Below are 15903 nucleotides of genomic sequence, written 5' to 3'. Positions count from 1 at the left end.
GGCGTCCGGTTCCCGGGGAGGCATCCGGGCGTTCGAGAGGCGTCCGGTTCCCGGGGAGGCGTCCGGTTCCCGGAGAGGCATCCGGGCGTTCGAGAGGCATTCGGTTCTCGAGGAGGCGTCTGGTTCTCGGGGAGGCGTCCGGTTCGTCGTCACAGTTCCGGTGAGTGGTTCTCACAGTTCCCGGCCATCTTTCGGAGAGCGCGTCCTGGTAGCTTGCCGCTGTCGCCGCGGCGACCGGATCCGGCCAGACCTTTGGGAGACCTGCAGTGAGTACGGCGATGACGGCAAGGACCGTGACGAGGGCGACGTCCGCTCGTCGGCGCATGCGTGTCGCGGTCGCGGCGGCCGGACTGGCAACCGCGCTCGTACTGACCGGGTGCAGCAGTGACGACGGCGGCTCCGAGGCCAAGGAGCCGTCGGCCATCCCGTCGGCGACGGAGGCCGCTGACGGCGACGGCGGCTCCGGGGGCTCCTCCGGCGCCCAGTCCGAACTGCAGGGCAACTGGCTGGCCACCACCGACGGCAAGGCGGTCGCCCTCTTCGTGAACGGCGACGAGGCCGCGGTCTTCGCGGGCACCTCGGTGTGCAGCGGCAAGGTGACCGACGAGGCGAACATGCGGATGATCGGCCTCAAGTGCACCGACGGCAGCAAGGACCGCACCGAGGGCATGGTCGACTCCGTCAGCTCCAAGTCGCTCACCATCACGTGGGAGGGCGATGTCGGCAAGGAGACGTTCCAGAAGACCGAGGGGGCGCTGCCCTCGGGGCTGCCGACGGATCTGCCGACGGCGACCGCCGGGTCGTAGGTGACGGCCGCCGGGTTGTGGACGGCGGCGACCGCCGGGTCGTAAACGACGACCACCGGGTCGTCGACGGCGTAGATCATGTCCGGGGCGAGCCGCGAGTGGTTTGTGGATCGTGACTACGGCGAGCCTCGGATCGTGGATCATTTGTCGGGCGGGCCGCGGAACCTCCGGGTTTCGCGGCCCGTTCGCACACCCTCCACCACCGGCTGCGACAGCAGCCATGAACCCCCGGGAACCGACTTCATGCGCACCGCTTCCTTCGCCACCGCCGCCGCGCTCCTCGCGGCCCTCACGCTCACCGCCTGCAGCAGTGGCAGCGACGACGGGGACGGCGGTGGAAACGGCGGGGACACCGCCACCACGGGTGCCAGTGGCTCCGGTGGCGCCTGTACGGCGAAGGGCCTCGCCATGGAGGTCGGTCCCAGCAGTGCCGCGCCGGCCGCCGGGGACGAGGGTGCCGTGCCGGTCACGGTGACCAACAAGGGTGACGCCGCCTGCACCCTGAAGGGCGCCCCCACTGTCGAGCTGTCCGCCGGTGACAAGTCCTGGAAGCTCCAGCCGCAGGAGGGCGTGTCGCAGGACACCGAGCTCAAGCTGGAGGCGGCTCAGACGGCGACCTTCACGGTCTCGTACGTACGCGGGGTCGCGGGTGACACGGCCAAGAGCGCCGCGGTGGACTCGCTGAAGGTCACCCTGCCCGGGGACAGCGAGGCGAACGGCTTCAAGTGGCCGGACCCCGAGGTCGCGGTCAAGTCCGAGGACGCGTTGGACGCGACGGTGGGGCCGTTCCTGCCGGCGGGCGACTGACTCAGGGGTTCGCGGGGGTTGGGGAAAAGCGGTGCCCACCATCGTGCAGCTGCCGACCGGCGACGCCCGCTCGGTCCGGAACCACGGGATCGGGGTGGGCAAGACCGCCGAGCGGCTCGGCGAGGCCCGGCCGCCGGCGGCGGTGCTGTCCTGGCTTGCCTGGTGCCGCGAGGGCGACCACGACGCACCCGCCGTGCCGACCCGGGCGAAACGGCTCGCCGTGCCGGGCTCGGAAACCCCGGCACGATCGAGATGGTGATCGACCGGCTGATCGCCCGCCGCGAGGTCCACATGCGGCGAGAGGTCCACATGCGGGAGGAGACCTTCTACCGGATGCTCTACGAGACGGTCGGCACACCTCGGTGCGCGGACCCGGTACCGGCTGGGATCTGCACGAGTACCGCCGCTCCGCCCTGACCCACCTCGGCGAGCAGGGCGCCTCGCCGCTGATGCTCATGGCGAAGTCTCGGCACAAGAAGCCGGAGAAGGTCCGCCGCTGCTTCAAGCCGTTCCCCAAGGCAATCGCCGAGCTCACCAGCCTGCTCGCGCCCGGCAGCAGCACGCGGTGACGACGCTCACCGCGTCTCGATGTCGTAAGTGGTGCCGTCGGCGACGGCCTGGAGTTTGTCCGGGTTGGCCACGTTGTGGATGGCGGTGATGCGGCCGTCGGCGTCGAAGTCGAAGGTGACGGTGGCGATCACACGTCCCGGCCCGCTGAACACCATGCCCGGCCCGCCGTTGATCTCGACGAGTCCGGCTTTCATGTCGGCGGGCTCGACGCCCTGGTAGGTGACGGTGCCGATGGCCGCGAACCAGGCGGCCACCGTGGCCGCGCCCACAACCGGGCGCAGGGCCTGGCGGACCTTGCCGCCGCCGTCGGTCCACAGGGTGACGTCCGGGGACAGCAGTTCCATCAGGGCGTTGACGTCCCCGCCGGTTGCGGCGGCGAAGAACCGCTCGGTGGCCTCGCGCTGCCGCGACCGGTCGGCGGCGAAGCGCGGTCGCCGGGCCCGCACGTGCTCGCGGGCTCGGTGCGCGGCCTGCCGCACCGCGGCTTCGGAACGCTCCACCGCCTCCGCGATCTCGGCGTGGCTGAAGCCGAAGACCTCCTTCAGCACGAACACCGCGCGCTCCAGCGGACTGAGCGTCTCCAGCACCACCAGCATGGCCATTGACACCGACTCGGCGTCCGTGACAGCCTCGGCGGCATCCCCGCCGGTGAGGATGGGCTCCGGCAGCCACGGCCCCACATAGGTCTCCCGCTTGTGCCGGGTGGAGCGCAGCCGTTCCAGCGCCAGGTTCGAGACGATCCGCGTCAGGTACGCCTTGGGGTCGGCCACCTGCGAGCGGTCCGCGGCAGACCACTTGATCCAGGCATCCTGGACCGCGTCCTCGGCATCGGCCGCGCTGCCGAGGACGCGGTAGGCCACGGAGAACAGCAGCCGCCGGTGCTCGTGGAAGACCTGATGGTCCGGGTGGGCGGACAGGCCGGTCACTTGGCCCCCCGGACACGGGTGAAGCGGCCCCCGCGGGGCCAGAACGCACCAGAGGCAGGCATCTTCGTCATACGGCCATACGTCGGCCAGGGCGAGGCAGTCACCGTCTCCTTGTACCGGACGGCCATGCGTCCGGTCAGGCAGATCCGGCGCGGGCTGTCGTCGGGCCGGGTGAACTGCACCACCGCGTCGCCTCGCCCCAAGCTCACCGGCGTGTGGTAATAGCCGAAGCGGAACGGCTTGGGCTGCTTGCCCTTGAGTACACGGTCGATCGACAGCGCGGCGTGCACCCCGCTCGGCATGCCGCCCTGGCACGTACCGTGCATGACGCCGTAGCCCTGGCGGATCGCGGCCGCGTCGCCGATCGCGTACACATCGGGGTGGGACACCGACCGCAGCGCGGCGTCGGTGACGATGCGTCCGCGCTCATCGACGGCCAGCCCGGCGGCGACCGCCAGCCGCGACACGCGCGTGCCGCTGGTCCACAGGACTGCGTCGGCGGCGATGCTCTCCCCGCCTGCCAACTCCACCGCGTCGGGCAGCACCTTGGCCACCTCGACACCGACGCGCACCTGGACGCCCAGCCGGTCGAGCGCGGCGCGCAGATACGCCTTGGCCTTCGGGCTCATGGCCGCCCCGGGCTCCTGCCTGCCCAGCAGCACGACGTTCAGCCGCGGGTGCCGCTCGGCGATCTCCGCGGCCGACTCGATACCGGTCAGCCCGCTGCCGGCGACCACCACCGTGCCGCTGCCGAGCCACGCCAGCCGGTCGGCCAGCGACTCGGCGTCCTGGGCACTGCTCAGGGTGTACGCGTGGTCCTCGGCCCCCGGCACCGCCGAGGTGTCGGCGACCCCGCCCAGCCCGTACACCAGCGTGTCGTAGTGCAGGACCCGGTCGTCGTCGATCCGCACGGTCTTCGCGTCCGCGTCCACCGCCGTGACCCAGCCGCGCACGAACCGTGCGCCCGTGCCCTCCAGCAGCTCCGGGATGCTCAGCTCGGCGAGCCGCTGCCCGGTCGCCGTCATGTGCAACCGCATGCGTTCGGTGAACCGCTCCTGCGCGTTCACCACGGTCACCTGCACATCCTCGTGCCGCTTGGCCCGCGCCGCGAGCTGGACGGCCGCGGCCATGCCTGCGTATCCCGCCCCCAGGATCGCCACGCGGTGCGCGTTCGCCGTGCTGGTCTCCTGCCGTGCGCTCATCGTTCCGTCCTCCTCGGCTCGCTTACTGACGCCCACCAGATGGGAGCAGGCGGCCTGGACGTGACATGGGCCGGATGTGACGCGCGACACAGTCCGAATCGGGGCCCGCCGGAAGGTGGTCGAAGGGGTCCGCGAAGCCGCCCTGGCCGGCGGCTTCGTCACGATGAGCACCGCCGGCAGGTCCAGGGCGTCGTCGACCGCCCGGGTCGTCAAGCAGGTCGCGGTGGCCGGCAGGGTGGCCAGGCGCCGGGAGTCGTCGTGCCGCTTGAGCAGGGACGCCTTGCCGTCCACCCCATACCGGGACAGCTCCGCCGGCCGGCGCGGCGGTATCGCCGAGACGTCGGCCTCGCCCATCCCCAGGTCGGCGATCTCCTGCGCCCGCTTCAGCACCCGCTTCCTCTGCGGGCCGGAGATCCGTACGGCTTGGCGCCGGTTCTCGTTCCGGTGTTCCTCAACCCCCTTTACGGCAGCCGGGGCCGGGCCCTGACCTGGGCTCGGTCCGCTGCCTCCGTGCCCTGTCGCCAGCCGGTGGCGTCGCTGACACCTCGTACGCGGGTGGTGACGGTGTCCGGGAACATGTGGGTGAACCGGTCGCGGACGGCGACGTCTCGGGCGGCGAGGACGGGGAGCAGGTCGCCCGCGTCCTCGGCGCCGGTTTCGGCCACCTGCGCATCGGCGACCTCGGCCAGCCTGTCACCTATGCGGTGGGCGTAGGCGGCCAGGAAGGACTGCCGGAAGGTCTTGGTCCGCTTGCGGCCGCCCTTGCGCTGGGCCGCCTCCGCCTTGGTCATCGCGGTGGTGGCCTGGACGAGGAGCGAGGTGTAGAGCAGTTCGACCGCCTCCAGATCGGCCTCGAAACCGACGACCGTGGAGAAGCCGAGGGCCTCGCTCCAGACGGCCTCGCAGCGGTTGGCGCGGGCGACCGCGTCGAGCAGTACCGCCTTGGCCGTCTCGTACGGCGGGTCCACGCCGATGCGGCAGGCGCCGGGCGCGTCCTTGGTGTGGGTGCGGGCGGCGAGCAGCGCCTCGTCGATGCTGTGCCGCGCCATCAGCTCCTGCGCCTTCGCGCTGAGCGCCTCCGCCTCCTCCGGGAAGCCGGTCGCCTCCGCCTTGGCGAGCAGGGCGCGGATACGGGTGAGCATGCGGGACTCGGGGTCGCGGGGGGTGGGGGCGGTCTGGGGCCGGTCCCGGTCCAGGGGTTCCAGGGCGGGCAGACGGAGGAGCAGGCGGTACAGCTCCAGGGTGGTGGTGGCCTGTGAGAAGCGGTCGGTGTGGGGGGTCGGCCCGGGTTTGAGTTCGGGTTCGGGTTCGGCGAGGGTTCTGACCTCGTCGAGCTGGGCGGACCAGCGGGGGGTCGGGGGCGGTCGGTCCCCTGCCTGGTGCTCGTCCACGACGAGCCGTGCGAGCAGGCGTACATGCGGGCCCTCCAGCTCGCGCCGCGCGAACCGTACGACATCGGCGGGCTGCCAGCCGCGTCGCCAGGCGCCCGCGACGAACTCCCGGCCTCGCCGGGCGAGTTCCGCGTCGGCCGACGGGTCGGCGGCGAGCAGCGAGGCGCCGGTGTCGAGGGCGGTGTCGGTGTCGGCGTAGAGGGCGGCCTCGAAGGCGCGGTCCACGGTGGGGGTCGTACTGCTGGATCTACTACTGCTACTACTGCTACGGCTACGGCTGCTGCTCACGTCTTCGATCGTGTCATGGGGGGGTGGGGGTGCCCCCGGGGGCGGGTGGGGCTGCTCCGGGGCGGGTGGGCAGTCGACCCGGCTGCCCGGCTGCCCGTGGCTCGGTTGGAATCACGGCCGTGTGAGGTAGGGCCGGCCATACCGGTAAGACGCCCTTCAGGGGGCGGGGTGGGGGCGGTGCTGGGGCTGGCGGTCGGGGTGGTGAACCTGGCCGGGTTGGCGGGTGCGTTGGGGTGTTGGCGGCGCCGGTGGGGGTGGAGGGACTGGTGGGGTGGAGGGACTGGTGGGGTGGAGGGGGACTGTGCACCGGGCGTTCCGGTCCGTGAAATCGGGTCGCCGTTCTTCGGGGCGGCGGTCAAGCATGGCGGGCATGGTCGACACATCTCTCTACGCAGCGTTTCTCGTCGCGGCCTTCGCCCTCTGTGTGACTCCGGGGCCCGACATGATGTTCATCGTGGCCGTCGGGGGGCGGGGTGGGCCGGCGGCCGGGGTGATGGCCGCGGCGGGCGTGGCGAGCGCCATGCTCGTGCACTCGGTGGCCGCGATGCTGGGGCTTTCGGCGCTGTTCGAGACGTTGCCGGCGCTCTATTACGTACTGCGGTGGCTGGGGGCGGCGTATCTGCTGTACCTCGCGGTGAAGGCGTTCCGGGATCGGTCGGTGCCGGGTGAGGAGGGCGCCGGTGAGGGGGATGCCGGTGCACCGGGCCCCGGTGGAGGGACGGGGACGTCGGCCGGGCGTCGGCGGGGGCTGCGGCGGGCCTTCTGGCAGGGGGCCATCACCAATCTGCTCAACCCCAAGGTGATCCTCTTCAACGTGGCGTTCCTGCCGCAGTTCGTGGACCCGTCGCTCGGTCATGTGCGAGGGCAGCTCCTGTTGCTCGGCGTCACCATCGTGGTCATGGGCTTCCTGTGGGACGGCACGATCGGGCTGCTCTCCGGCCGTCTCTCCCAGTTGCTGCGGCGCAGCCGACGGGTGGCCCGGGGGCTGAACATCTTCACGGGGACGGTTTTCGCGGGGTTGGCGGTGCGGTTGGCTACCTCACCGAAGTGAGAGGGACGCCGCAGGGCGCCTCAGCATGTCAACTTGAGGTTGACAGTGATGCACTGTCAACCTACGGTTGACACATGACGACGAACCCACGAGTTTCGGCTTCCGTGCGTCTCGACGACCTCATCGAAGCCATCAAGAAGGTCCATCCGGAACCGCTCGACCAGCTTCAGGACGCGGTGATCGCCGCGGACCACCTCGGTGACGTGGCCGACCATCTGATCGGCCACTTCGTGGACCAGGCGCGGCGGTCGGGCGCGTCCTGGACGGACATCGGCAAGAGCATGGGGGTGACCCGGCAGGCGGCGCAGAAGCGGTTCGTGTCGAAGGCCGAGAACGACCTCGACCCCAACCAGGGGTTCGCCCGTTACACCCCGCGGGCCCGCAACGTCGTTACGGTCGCGCACAACGAAGCCAAGGCCGCGGGGAACGCGGAGGGGGTGCCGGCGCATCTGGTCCTCGGGTTGCTCTCCGAGCCGGAGGGGCTGGCGGCGAAGGCGATCGTGGCGCAGGGGGTTTCGTTGGACGCGGTGCGGGAGGCGGCGCTGGCGGAGCTGCCGGCGACTGTCGCCGAGGTGCCCGAGCTCATTCCGTACGGGGCCGAGGCGAAGAAGGTCCTCGAACTCACCTTCCGTGAGGCGCTTCGGCTCGGGCACAACTATGTGGGGACCGAGCATCTGCTGCTCGCCCTCCTTGAGTTCGAGAACGGGGAGGGCGTGCTGAGCGGGCTGGGGGTCCGCAAGGATGCGACCGAGGCGAACGTGGCGGAGGCCTTGCGGGCCCTGACGGAGGGGCAGGCATAGAAGGCGCCCCGGAACCGTGTCTGCGCGTGGAAGACCCCGGAGTCGCAAGGAATGCTCCGGGGCCTTCCGTGCGCTGCTTTCCGAAAAGCGTCAAAGGCTCACGCAGCCGGAACGGAAGCCCGAGGGCGGAGGAGCCGCACCTCCGGTATCCCGGCAGGAGGCCACCGGACCGGCAGCAGCCGACGTCAGAAAAACGACCGGCCGGACCGTCCACTCGACCCACGCGTCACGCGTGTTGAGCGAGAACCCGCACGGCTCACCCCGATGGAGGGCGGCGACGGCGCCCAGACAGCCGCCGCCGTCGATCCAGCCGAAGGCACGGGCCATCTCGCGCGGCGGAAGCGCGGACACCAGTAGCCGTACGTCCACCCGGATCTTGCGGATGGCCTGGGCCGGATTGGTCGTGGCGTACGTCGCCACGGATGTGATCGCGTCGGCGGACAGAGAGCGGTACGTGATCCGCTCACACCAGAAACCCGGCTGTGCGAAGGGCTGCGGCCCGAGGGACCGTTCTACGCGGCGAGACATGAGGCCACCCTTCGAACGGTGCCAGGTGAGGAGACAGGGCGGGCGAGGGGGAGTGGCTCGACCGTGAAGGCGTAGCGGATGCCGTCCTCGTCCTGGGCCAGGAAGAGGTACGGGCGTCCCGCCGTCATGAGGTCCAGCGCCCGCTCGTGCTCACGCGTGTCGCCCAGCCACGCGGCCACTACACGGGCGTACGGCGGGTCGAGCTGGTCCGCCACGTCCCCGGCCCGACCGCGTAACCACCGCAGGGCCAACCGCGGGGTACGGACGCGGTGTTCGCCGAGCGGGGCCCGGCGACCATCGAGCGCGTGGGCGACGACCCGAACGCGGTACCCGTCCCCGGCCTGCCTCCACCAGGGGGTCTGCCACGACGGCGTCATGACAGCGCCCCGTCCGCTCCGTCCGACAGGACCAGCAGCACCCATACGGTCTTGCCGACCCCGTCGCGCGGACTCACACCCCAGTCGTCGGCCAGCGCCTCCACCAGGGCGAGCCCTCGGCCCGCCTCGTCGTCCGTTCCCGCCTGCCTCAACTCCGGTTTCCCCTCCCCCGCGTCGGAGACCTCGATCCGCAACTCCGTTCCGGCCAGTTCGAACCGGACGCCGATACGTCGACCGTTGGTCGTTCTGGCGCGGACGGCGTTGGTGGCCAGCTCGGAGAGCAACAGCAGGGCGCGGTACGCGACTTCGCCGCCCACATCCCATATGGCGAGCTGGTCCCGCAGCACCACCCGAGCACGGCCGACGCTGCGGCGGTGTCTGGGGAAGGTGTGCGCGATGGTCCGCATGGGCGCGGGCGGCACGGTTCCTGCGGCTACAGCTCTTGTGGGCATGGCTCATCCCTTTGGGAGCGGGTTGATAGCACATCAACGTCACCCCTCCGTCACATGCAGCGACGGTGAGTAACTAGATCCAGAGTGCTTTGCGGTTGCCCCATTCGCAACAGACTCTTTGGAAATGTTCCATGATCTTTTTCGGGGGCTACTGTTCTGCTGGCAAAACCCACATGGAGGGGGTACTCGTGGCCGCATCGCGCCCAACAGTTCGACGCCGTCGCCTCGCCGAGTTGCTGGTCGAGTTCCGGGAAGCCGCCGGGAAGAGCGTTGATGAAGCAGCAGAGCGCATCGGCTGTCACCGAACGAAGATCAACCGGATCGAGAATGCTCGACTGGGCATCTCTCTGGGCGAGTTGCGCGACCTGCTGACGTTCTACGGCGTCGAGGACCCTGCTCAGGTGGACGCGATGGTGTCTCTTGCCCAGCGCAGCAGGGAACCTGGCTGGGTGCAGCGCGCAGGTCTGGCGCGGCCGACGTACACGGACTTCATCGACTACGAGAGAACCGCCGACTACATCCGGTCGTACCAAAGCACCCTGATCGCCGGCCTGTTGCAGACACCCGACTACGCGCGGGAGGTCATCGCCGCGACCCCAGCCCCTCTTACGCAAGAAAAGGTGGACGTGTTGGTGGAGGCACGCATGAAGCGCCAAGAGGTCCTGGCGCGGTCCGCCTCTCCGCGGCTGTGCGTCATCGAAGGGGAGGCGGCTCTACGACTCCAGGTGGGCGGCCGAGAAGTGATGCGCAAACAGTTGGAACATCTGGAGACGATGGCTGACCACCCGTCCGTAGAGGTGCAGGTCATCCCCGATCGGGCGGGAGCACACGCCGGTCTGGCCGGATCGTTCGTGCTCTTCGCTTTCCCCAGCCTGTCGTTCTCCGACGTCGTGGCTGTGGAGCACCACACGGGGACGCTCTACATGGAGACCCCCGACGAAACAGCGGACTATACGCTCATCTTCGATTCGCTCCGATCAAGCGCCTTGAGCCCCGGCGACAGCCTCGATCTGATCGCCCGGGTACGGCAGGAGCTGTAGCGGCATGACGTAGAGAGGCACACGAGGGATGAACACCCGCAACCTTGAGATCGTGACCTGGCGCAGGAGCAGTTACAGCGGATCGGGCGGCGACTGCGTCGAGGTCGCCGACGGGTTCCCCGGCATTCTTCCCGTGCGTGACAGCAAGAACCCGGCGGGTGCGCGTCTGGTCTTCGAGGCTCGCGCCTGGGCCTCGTTCATAGGCGCCGTGAAGGCCGCCGGGTTCCCTCCCTTCATCTGATCGCTACGTGTCCCCGTCGCGGCCCCGTAGTGACGACAGGACCAGCCGACTGTCGCGGGTGGTCAGCGCCGCCGCTGTGGCGGCGATCGACAGGCCGAGCGCGATGAGTAGGGGGGACACCGAGTCGTCATCAAGCACTTACCGCTCTGCGCACGGCCACCATTGAGAGCCCGTGCGGAGTTCCGCTTGAGGATCAGATGCCCGTTCCCGTCCGTGGCTCAGTCGTCCTCATCGACGGGTTCTGGTTCGCGGATGTAGGCGAGGTCGAGAACGTAGCGTTCGGTGACGGGGCAGTTGTTCCAGGCTTCGAGGAGTTGGCCGTCGGAGGAGTCGTCGGTGAGCTGGTCGAGGGTGGTGTCGTAGTAGTCGGCGGCTGCCTGTCTGTTCTCCCACCAGGCATGGCCCTCGTATACACCTGGGCGGGGCAGAGTGACGTCGTCGCCGGCGGGGCCGCGGTCGAGTTGGCCGATGACGAGGGTGCCGGTTTCGGACTCGATAGTGATGGCGACGTGACCTTCGGCTTCGGCGGGTGGCGCGGGAGGCGTGTCCCAGATACGAATGGTCACCTGGACGTCCATGTCGGGTTGCAGGCTGAGGAGGTACAGGTGACCATTCGTATCTGGGACACGCCTCCCGCGCCACCCGCCGAAGTCCAGGGCCTCTTCGTCGCCGAGGTAGGCATCGGCGTCGTACACCTCCAGTACGCAACGGCCTGGAGTGGCAGTGACGTTGTGTTCGGCGAGAAGAACCATGGCCAGTGGGCCTTCCTGCTAGTTGGTGATCTTCATGTAGAAGGGGTCGCCGTCCAGAACGCGGTTGAGCGTGTACATCTGAAGAAGGCGCTCTCCGCCCCTTCGGTTGTCCGGGCCGTCGATCAGTCGGACGGAGAAGCGGTTGTCGCCCTTGGTGGAGCCTTCTTTCGTGGAGGCGAAGGGGTACTCGTCGCATTGCAGACCACTGCCGGAGTAATTGCCCCAGACCTTCTCGCATTCCCGAATCGAATTCTTGCGGTTGTTGTCAATCTTGGCCTGGTCGACCAGCCGGTGCAGCGGTTCTTTCGTCCCCGGAACGCTCTTGCCGGGCCAGGAGGGGAAGGTGCGCTCGGGACGGTACAGGGCGTCGTAGATGTGCAGGGCGCTCTCGTTGACCGCCTTGTCCTTGCGGCTCATCACGAGTTCTACACGGGCCTTGGAGAAGACGGTGCCCTTGTGCTTGCCCGCGCTCTTCCCTGCGTAGTCGTAGCGGACGCTCGATGTGTAGGCGTTGCCGCCTCCGGTGAAGGGGGCGGCGTTGGGGGAGCTGACGCTCAGGTCCATCGAGACGGTCGAGAACACGCGCTGCGCGTTGCCCTTGTCGAACAGGGCTCCCTTGTCCGGGGAGGTATAGGTGAGTGTCCAGTGCGGCTTGCTGTCCCACATGCCGAGCAGTCCGTCGCGGGCCTCGGTCTCCGGGGCGTTCACCTTGGGGTCCGGGTCGCTGCTGGAGGCGTTGATGTTGTGGCGGAAGTGCTGGCCGATCCGCCATTTCTTGGCGTCTTCGGTGGGTATCGGCTGGACGCGTATGTTCTCGATGCTGGCGACGTAGTCGACACGGCGGCTGCCGTCGTAGGCGAAGCCGAGGACCCATTGATCGAACCAGAGACGGCCCAGGTTGGTGGTGCCCTTGACGTCCCGCAGGATCAGGTCGTAGGGCCGCTTCTGACAACTTTCGAAGCGGGACTTGATCCAGCCGGTGGCTGTCCTGGCCTTCGCGGCCTGCTTGGCGCACTGCTTCCGCAGATCCTTTTGGTCTGGGGGATCCGCGACAGCCGCCGTCTGCCGCGTCACGCCGTCAACGTCGTGGGAGCGAGCGTACTCGACGTACGGAACCGGCCGGTCAAGGCCGCGTAGTTGGTCGGCGGGGAGCGAGGCGGCATCGACGAAGACACCGGCCTTGGACGCCGAAACGTCCGTGGGCGAGGCGGCGTGTGCGGCAGTGGTGGTGGCTGAGGTGAGCAGTGTCAGGATCGCCGTGGTGGCGGTGGCGCGGGCGAAACGTATGCATGCGGTGCGGAGGGTCACCAGTGGACTCCTTGCATGTGCGGGAAAACGGCAGGGCGTCTGCGGCCTGTGGCAACAGCGGTGATCACAAGGCGTCGCAGAGGTCGCCCCAGCACGCCTCCAGCAGTGCGCCGGTGTGTGCGGAGTAGCGGGCGGTGAAGCCGTCGAAGAGGCGGTCGGTGTTCTGCAGTCCGCGAGTCCGGCTGGTGGAAGTGACCGTCCAGACGGTGGTGCCGGTGTCGTCGGCCGCGCGCAGGTGCGCCTGCAACCCGGTGGGTGAAACGGGCGGCTCGATGGAGAGCGTGCGTGCGGAGACGCCGAAGGCGGCGGCGGCCCGGGTCCGGATATCGGCGGCTGAGACGTCCGCGTCGGGCGTGGTGTTCTTGGTCGTGCCACGGGACAGCAGAGCGGCGGCGTTGCAGACCCGCATGGTGACCACGCACTCCGACAGCCCTGGCACGGTCGACAGGCAGTTGTCCGGATCACTCTCCAGGCACGCCCGCAGGGCCTGCTGGTCCACGCCGTTGAATGTGCTGGGAAGGTCGCCGACGGCGATGTCCCCGCTCTTGGCCGAGGTTGCGTGCGCAGGACCTGGTGAGATCGCCGCGGTGGCCTGTCGGCGCGGCTTGCTCGCCGTCCACTGCGTGAACTTGCTGCCGTCGGTCAGCTTTGTGGTGAAGCAGTTCGGCGGCTTACGGCTCGCGCTGCACGCGGGAAGCGTGACGGACCTGGCCACATTGCCCGTCGCGACCTGCTCCCACACCTTGTTCCCGGTCATGAACTGCATGCGGTTCGCGATGGAGGGGACGTTGATGTACTTCGGCCCCGTCACCTCGAGGCCGACGTCGATACGGTTGGTGCTGCCGCCCAGCACTTTGAGCTGCTTGGCTGTGGAGCCGACCTTGTTGAAGTCGTAGAGCACATCCCACTGGTTGCCGCCGGCCTGGCGGACGGTCATATAGGTGTGGTTGCGCTTGTCCGGCTTGGTCGGGTTGACTCCGGCGGTGATGGCCTTCGTGCGGCCACCGCTGTTGGTCAGCTCCGACCAGCGCGGCCCGTACGTGCGTGTGGTCTTCCCCGTTTTCTCCGCGTACAGCCCGATCTCGATGTTGGGGGCCAGCGGACTGCTTGAGGTGTTCGGGCTGACGCGCAGGTAGTTGGCCACCTGTACGGTCGCGGACCCGGTGTTGGTCTGATCGAATGTGATCGGTACGTTGCGCCAGGTGGCGAAGCCTCCGATCATCGGCTCGCCCGGCTGGCTGCATGTCATCGCCCAGAACGTGATGCGAGCGTTGTACCGGAGGCTGCAAGCCTCCTTGGGAGCTGCGGCACTGGCCGACGGAGCGATACCGAGAACAGTGAGTGCGATGGCTCCGGCGCACGCCGAAGCCAAGAATCTCGCGCGCGAACGCGACAAGGTTCCCCCTATAAATGATCAAGCTTGGTCACAGGGAACCTACATCTACACGATCCTCAACACAGCTTTTTATAAGACAAGTTGTCTGTGTCTCCCGTAGTGATCGTTGCCGCGCCCACCGCGAACGCTCAGGCAGCGCTGGAGGCACCGCCCCCGTGTCGTACGAAGCCCCCTGGTCAGGGGCCGTTGTCAGACCCCCCTGGCAGACTCGCCCCATGACCGACCGATGGGCTCTCGTGTCGGCCGAGGACGGTGGCGTGGAGGTCGCCCCCCTCGGCGCCGCCGGGCTGCCCGCGGGGCCGGCGGAGTGGGAGCCGGATGCGGCGGCGGCGGTGCGGCGCCGGCCGGGTGTGGGCCGATGGGTGTGGCGGGCGACCGCCGAGGTGTACCCGGCTCTGCTCGCCGCGGGGGTCCGGGTGGAGCGGTGCTACGACATCGAGGTCGCCGAGACCCTGCTGCTGGGCCACGAAGGCCGCCTCGGCGAACCCCGCTCCGCAGCCGCCGCCCTCGCCCGCCTCCGCCACACCCCGGTCCCCCCGGACCCACCCCTCCGCACCGCCGGCCCCGCCGCCCAGCCCTCCCTCTTCGAGCCCCGCCCCGTCCACGTACCCCTCACCGACCTCATCGAGGTCCATGCCGACCAGCAGCGGCGGCACGATGCCACCGTCCACCCGGAGCGGATGCGGCTGCTGACGGCGGCCGAGTCCGCCGGCATGCTCGTCGCCGCCGAGATGAACCGCGCCGGTCTCCCCTGGCGCGCCGACGTCCACCGCGAGGTCCTGCACGAACTGCTCGGCGAGCGCTACGCGGGCGGCGGCGAACCACACCGCCTCGCCGAGCTCGCCGACGAGGTCTCGAACGCCTTCGGGCGCCGTGTGCGGCCCGATCTGCCCGCCGATGTCGTCAAGGCGTTCGCGCGGGCCGGCATCCGGATCCGCTCCACCCGCCGCTGGGAGATCGAGAGCATCGACCACCCCGCCGTGAAACCCCTCCTCGAATACAAGCGGCTGTACCGCATCTGGGTCGCCCACGGCTGGTCCTGGCTGCAGGACTGGGTGCGGGAAGGACGGTTCCGGCCTGAATTCCTGGCGGGTGGCACCGTCACCGGGCGCTGGGTCACCAACGGCGGGGGCGCCCTGCAGATCCCCAAGGTGATCCGCCGGGCCTGTGTCGCCGACCCCGGCTGGCGGCTGGTCGTCGCCGACGCCGACCAGATGGAGCCACGGGTGCTCGCCGCCATCTCCCGCGACCCCGGGCTCATGGAGGTCGCCGGCCGCGACACCGACCTCTACCAGTCCGTCTCCGACCGCGCCTTCTCCGGCGACCGCGCCCAGGCCAAGCTCGCCGTCCTCGGCGCGGTCTACGGGCAGACCTCCGGGGACGGGCTGAAGAACCTCGCCGCACTGCGCCGCCGGTTCCCGAAAGCCGTGCAGTACGTCGACGACGCGGCCCGCGCGGGCGAGGAGGGCCGGCTCGTACGGACCTGGCTCGGGCGTACCTGCCCACCGGCGGCCGGCTCCTCCGACGACGCGGCGACCGAGGAAGCCGGCATCCCCCAGGCCGACCAGGACGTCCCCGCCGACCGGGAAGGGGGACAGGGCAACGAGTGGGTGCCCGGCTACGCCTCCGCGAACTCCCGCGCCCGAGGCCGCTTCGCCCGCAACTTCGTCGTCCAGGGCAGCGCCGCCGACTGGACCCTGCTCCTCCTCGCCGCCCTCCGCCGCGCCCTCGCCGGCATGGCCGCCGAGCTCGTCTTCTTCCAGCACGACGAGGTGATCGTGCACTGCCCGGCGGAGGAGGCCGACGCCGTGGTCGCGGCCATCCGGGAGGCGTCGGACCTGTCGGCCCGTCTGACCTTCGGGGAGACGCCGGTGCGGCTTCCGTTCACGACGGCGGTGGTGGAGTGCTATGCCGACGCCAAGTGAGAACGGCCGCGGGACGACCGAGGAAGGCCGTACGGGAGTCGTG

At 69.6% G+C, this 15903-nt stretch carries 16 protein-coding genes and 1 pseudogene; 8 read left to right on the top strand and 9 right to left on the bottom strand.

The window, feature by feature from the left end:
• Positions 1-278: 278 nt before the first annotated feature.
• The 3 genes and pseudogenes from STRIP9103_RS03765 (at position 279) to STRIP9103_RS45890 (ending at position 2182) form a co-directional block, all read left to right on the top strand.
• Positions 279-806 carry a hypothetical protein gene (locus STRIP9103_RS03765; protein ID WP_009298013.1) on the top strand — a complete coding sequence of 176 codons (528 nt, stop codon included), beginning with the start codon at positions 279-281 and terminating at the stop codon, positions 804-806.
• Between the two features lie 243 nt (positions 807-1049).
• The gene (locus STRIP9103_RS03760) at positions 1050-1613 is read left to right on the top strand and encodes a DUF4232 domain-containing protein (RefSeq protein ID WP_009297970.1); all 564 of its coding nucleotides are present in this window, start codon (positions 1050-1052) and stop codon (positions 1611-1613) included.
• A gap of 31 nt (positions 1614-1644) precedes the next feature.
• Positions 1645-2182: pseudogene (locus STRIP9103_RS45890) on the top strand (hypothetical protein).
• A gap of 6 nt (positions 2183-2188) precedes the next feature.
• On the opposite strand, the gene STRIP9103_RS03750 reads toward STRIP9103_RS45890, so the two are convergent.
• From STRIP9103_RS03750 to STRIP9103_RS03740, 3 genes are all read right to left on the bottom strand, one after another.
• The gene (locus STRIP9103_RS03750; RefSeq protein ID WP_009298028.1) at positions 2189-3109 is read right to left on the bottom strand and encodes an RNA polymerase sigma-70 factor; all 921 of its coding nucleotides are present in this window, start codon (positions 3107-3109) and stop codon (positions 2189-2191) included.
• Positions 3106-4311: an NAD(P)/FAD-dependent oxidoreductase gene (locus STRIP9103_RS03745; RefSeq protein WP_048819651.1), complete on the bottom strand. Its 1206-nt coding sequence runs from the start codon at positions 4309-4311 to the stop codon at positions 3106-3108. The genes STRIP9103_RS03750 and STRIP9103_RS03745 overlap by 4 nt, the downstream gene beginning before the upstream one ends.
• Positions 4312-4772: 461 nt before the next feature.
• The gene (locus tag STRIP9103_RS03740; RefSeq protein WP_048819631.1) at positions 4773-5990 is read right to left on the bottom strand and encodes a DUF2786 domain-containing protein; all 1218 of its coding nucleotides are present in this window, start codon (positions 5988-5990) and stop codon (positions 4773-4775) included.
• Between the two features lie 370 nt (positions 5991-6360).
• On the opposite strand from STRIP9103_RS03740, the gene STRIP9103_RS03735 reads away from it, so the two are divergent.
• Positions 6361-7041, top strand: coding sequence for a LysE family translocator (locus tag STRIP9103_RS03735; protein WP_048819650.1), 681 nt, complete (start codon positions 6361-6363; stop codon positions 7039-7041).
• A gap of 74 nt (positions 7042-7115) precedes the next feature.
• Entirely contained in the window at positions 7116-7841 is a 726-nt protein-coding gene (locus STRIP9103_RS03730) for a Clp protease N-terminal domain-containing protein (protein WP_048819630.1), read from the top strand.
• Between the two features lie 90 nt (positions 7842-7931).
• Here STRIP9103_RS03730 and STRIP9103_RS03725 read toward each other — a convergent pair whose 3' ends face one another.
• Genes STRIP9103_RS03725 through STRIP9103_RS03715 form a run of 3 tightly spaced genes read right to left on the bottom strand, consistent with a single transcriptional unit; the run spans position 7932 to position 9198 of the window.
• Positions 7932-8369, bottom strand: coding sequence for a hypothetical protein (locus STRIP9103_RS03725; protein WP_009298048.1), 438 nt, complete (start codon positions 8367-8369; stop codon positions 7932-7934).
• The gene (locus STRIP9103_RS45150; protein WP_009297958.1) at positions 8354-8746 is read right to left on the bottom strand and encodes a hypothetical protein; all 393 of its coding nucleotides are present in this window, start codon (positions 8744-8746) and stop codon (positions 8354-8356) included. Before STRIP9103_RS45150 ends, STRIP9103_RS03725 begins: the two co-directional genes overlap by 16 nt.
• Positions 8743-9198, bottom strand: a complete 456-nt coding sequence (locus tag STRIP9103_RS03715) for an ATP-binding protein (protein WP_063747259.1) — start codon at positions 9196-9198, stop codon at positions 8743-8745. The genes STRIP9103_RS45150 and STRIP9103_RS03715 overlap by 4 nt, the downstream gene beginning before the upstream one ends.
• Before the next feature lie 188 nt (positions 9199-9386).
• Here STRIP9103_RS03715 and STRIP9103_RS03710 point away from each other — a divergent pair, with 188 nt between their 5' ends.
• The gene (locus STRIP9103_RS03710) at positions 9387-10238 is read left to right on the top strand and encodes a helix-turn-helix domain-containing protein (RefSeq protein ID WP_009298051.1); all 852 of its coding nucleotides are present in this window, start codon (positions 9387-9389) and stop codon (positions 10236-10238) included.
• Between the two features lie 28 nt (positions 10239-10266).
• Positions 10267-10479, top strand: a complete 213-nt coding sequence (locus STRIP9103_RS03705) for a DUF397 domain-containing protein (protein ID WP_009298011.1) — start codon at positions 10267-10269, stop codon at positions 10477-10479.
• 218 nt (positions 10480-10697) lie between these two features.
• On the opposite strand, the gene STRIP9103_RS03700 is transcribed toward STRIP9103_RS03705, so the two are convergent.
• From STRIP9103_RS03700 to STRIP9103_RS03690, 3 genes are all read right to left on the bottom strand, one after another.
• A complete protein-coding gene (locus STRIP9103_RS03700; protein ID WP_009297950.1) occupies positions 10698-11231 on the bottom strand; it encodes a hypothetical protein in 534 nt (177 codons plus the stop codon).
• Positions 11232-11249: 18 nt separating this feature from the next.
• Complete coding sequence (locus STRIP9103_RS03695) at positions 11250-12539, bottom strand: NucA/NucB deoxyribonuclease domain-containing protein (protein ID WP_009298044.1); 1290 nt, start codon at positions 12537-12539, stop codon at positions 11250-11252.
• A 64-nt stretch (positions 12540-12603) separates the two neighbouring features.
• Complete coding sequence (locus STRIP9103_RS03690) at positions 12604-13788, bottom strand: hypothetical protein (protein ID WP_234022109.1); 1185 nt, start codon at positions 13786-13788, stop codon at positions 12604-12606.
• Between the two features lie 362 nt (positions 13789-14150).
• On the opposite strand from STRIP9103_RS03690, the gene STRIP9103_RS03685 reads away from it, so the two are divergent.
• Positions 14151-15860, top strand: coding sequence for a bifunctional 3'-5' exonuclease/DNA polymerase (locus tag STRIP9103_RS03685; protein WP_048819628.1), 1710 nt, complete (start codon positions 14151-14153; stop codon positions 15858-15860).
• The last annotated feature ends 43 nt before the right edge of the window (positions 15861-15903 follow it).

The organism is Streptomyces ipomoeae 91-03 (genome assembly GCF_000317595.1).
GTDB lineage: Bacteria > Actinomycetota > Actinomycetes > Streptomycetales > Streptomycetaceae > Streptomyces > Streptomyces ipomoeae.
This window is presented reverse-complemented; position numbering and strand designations above follow the sequence as displayed.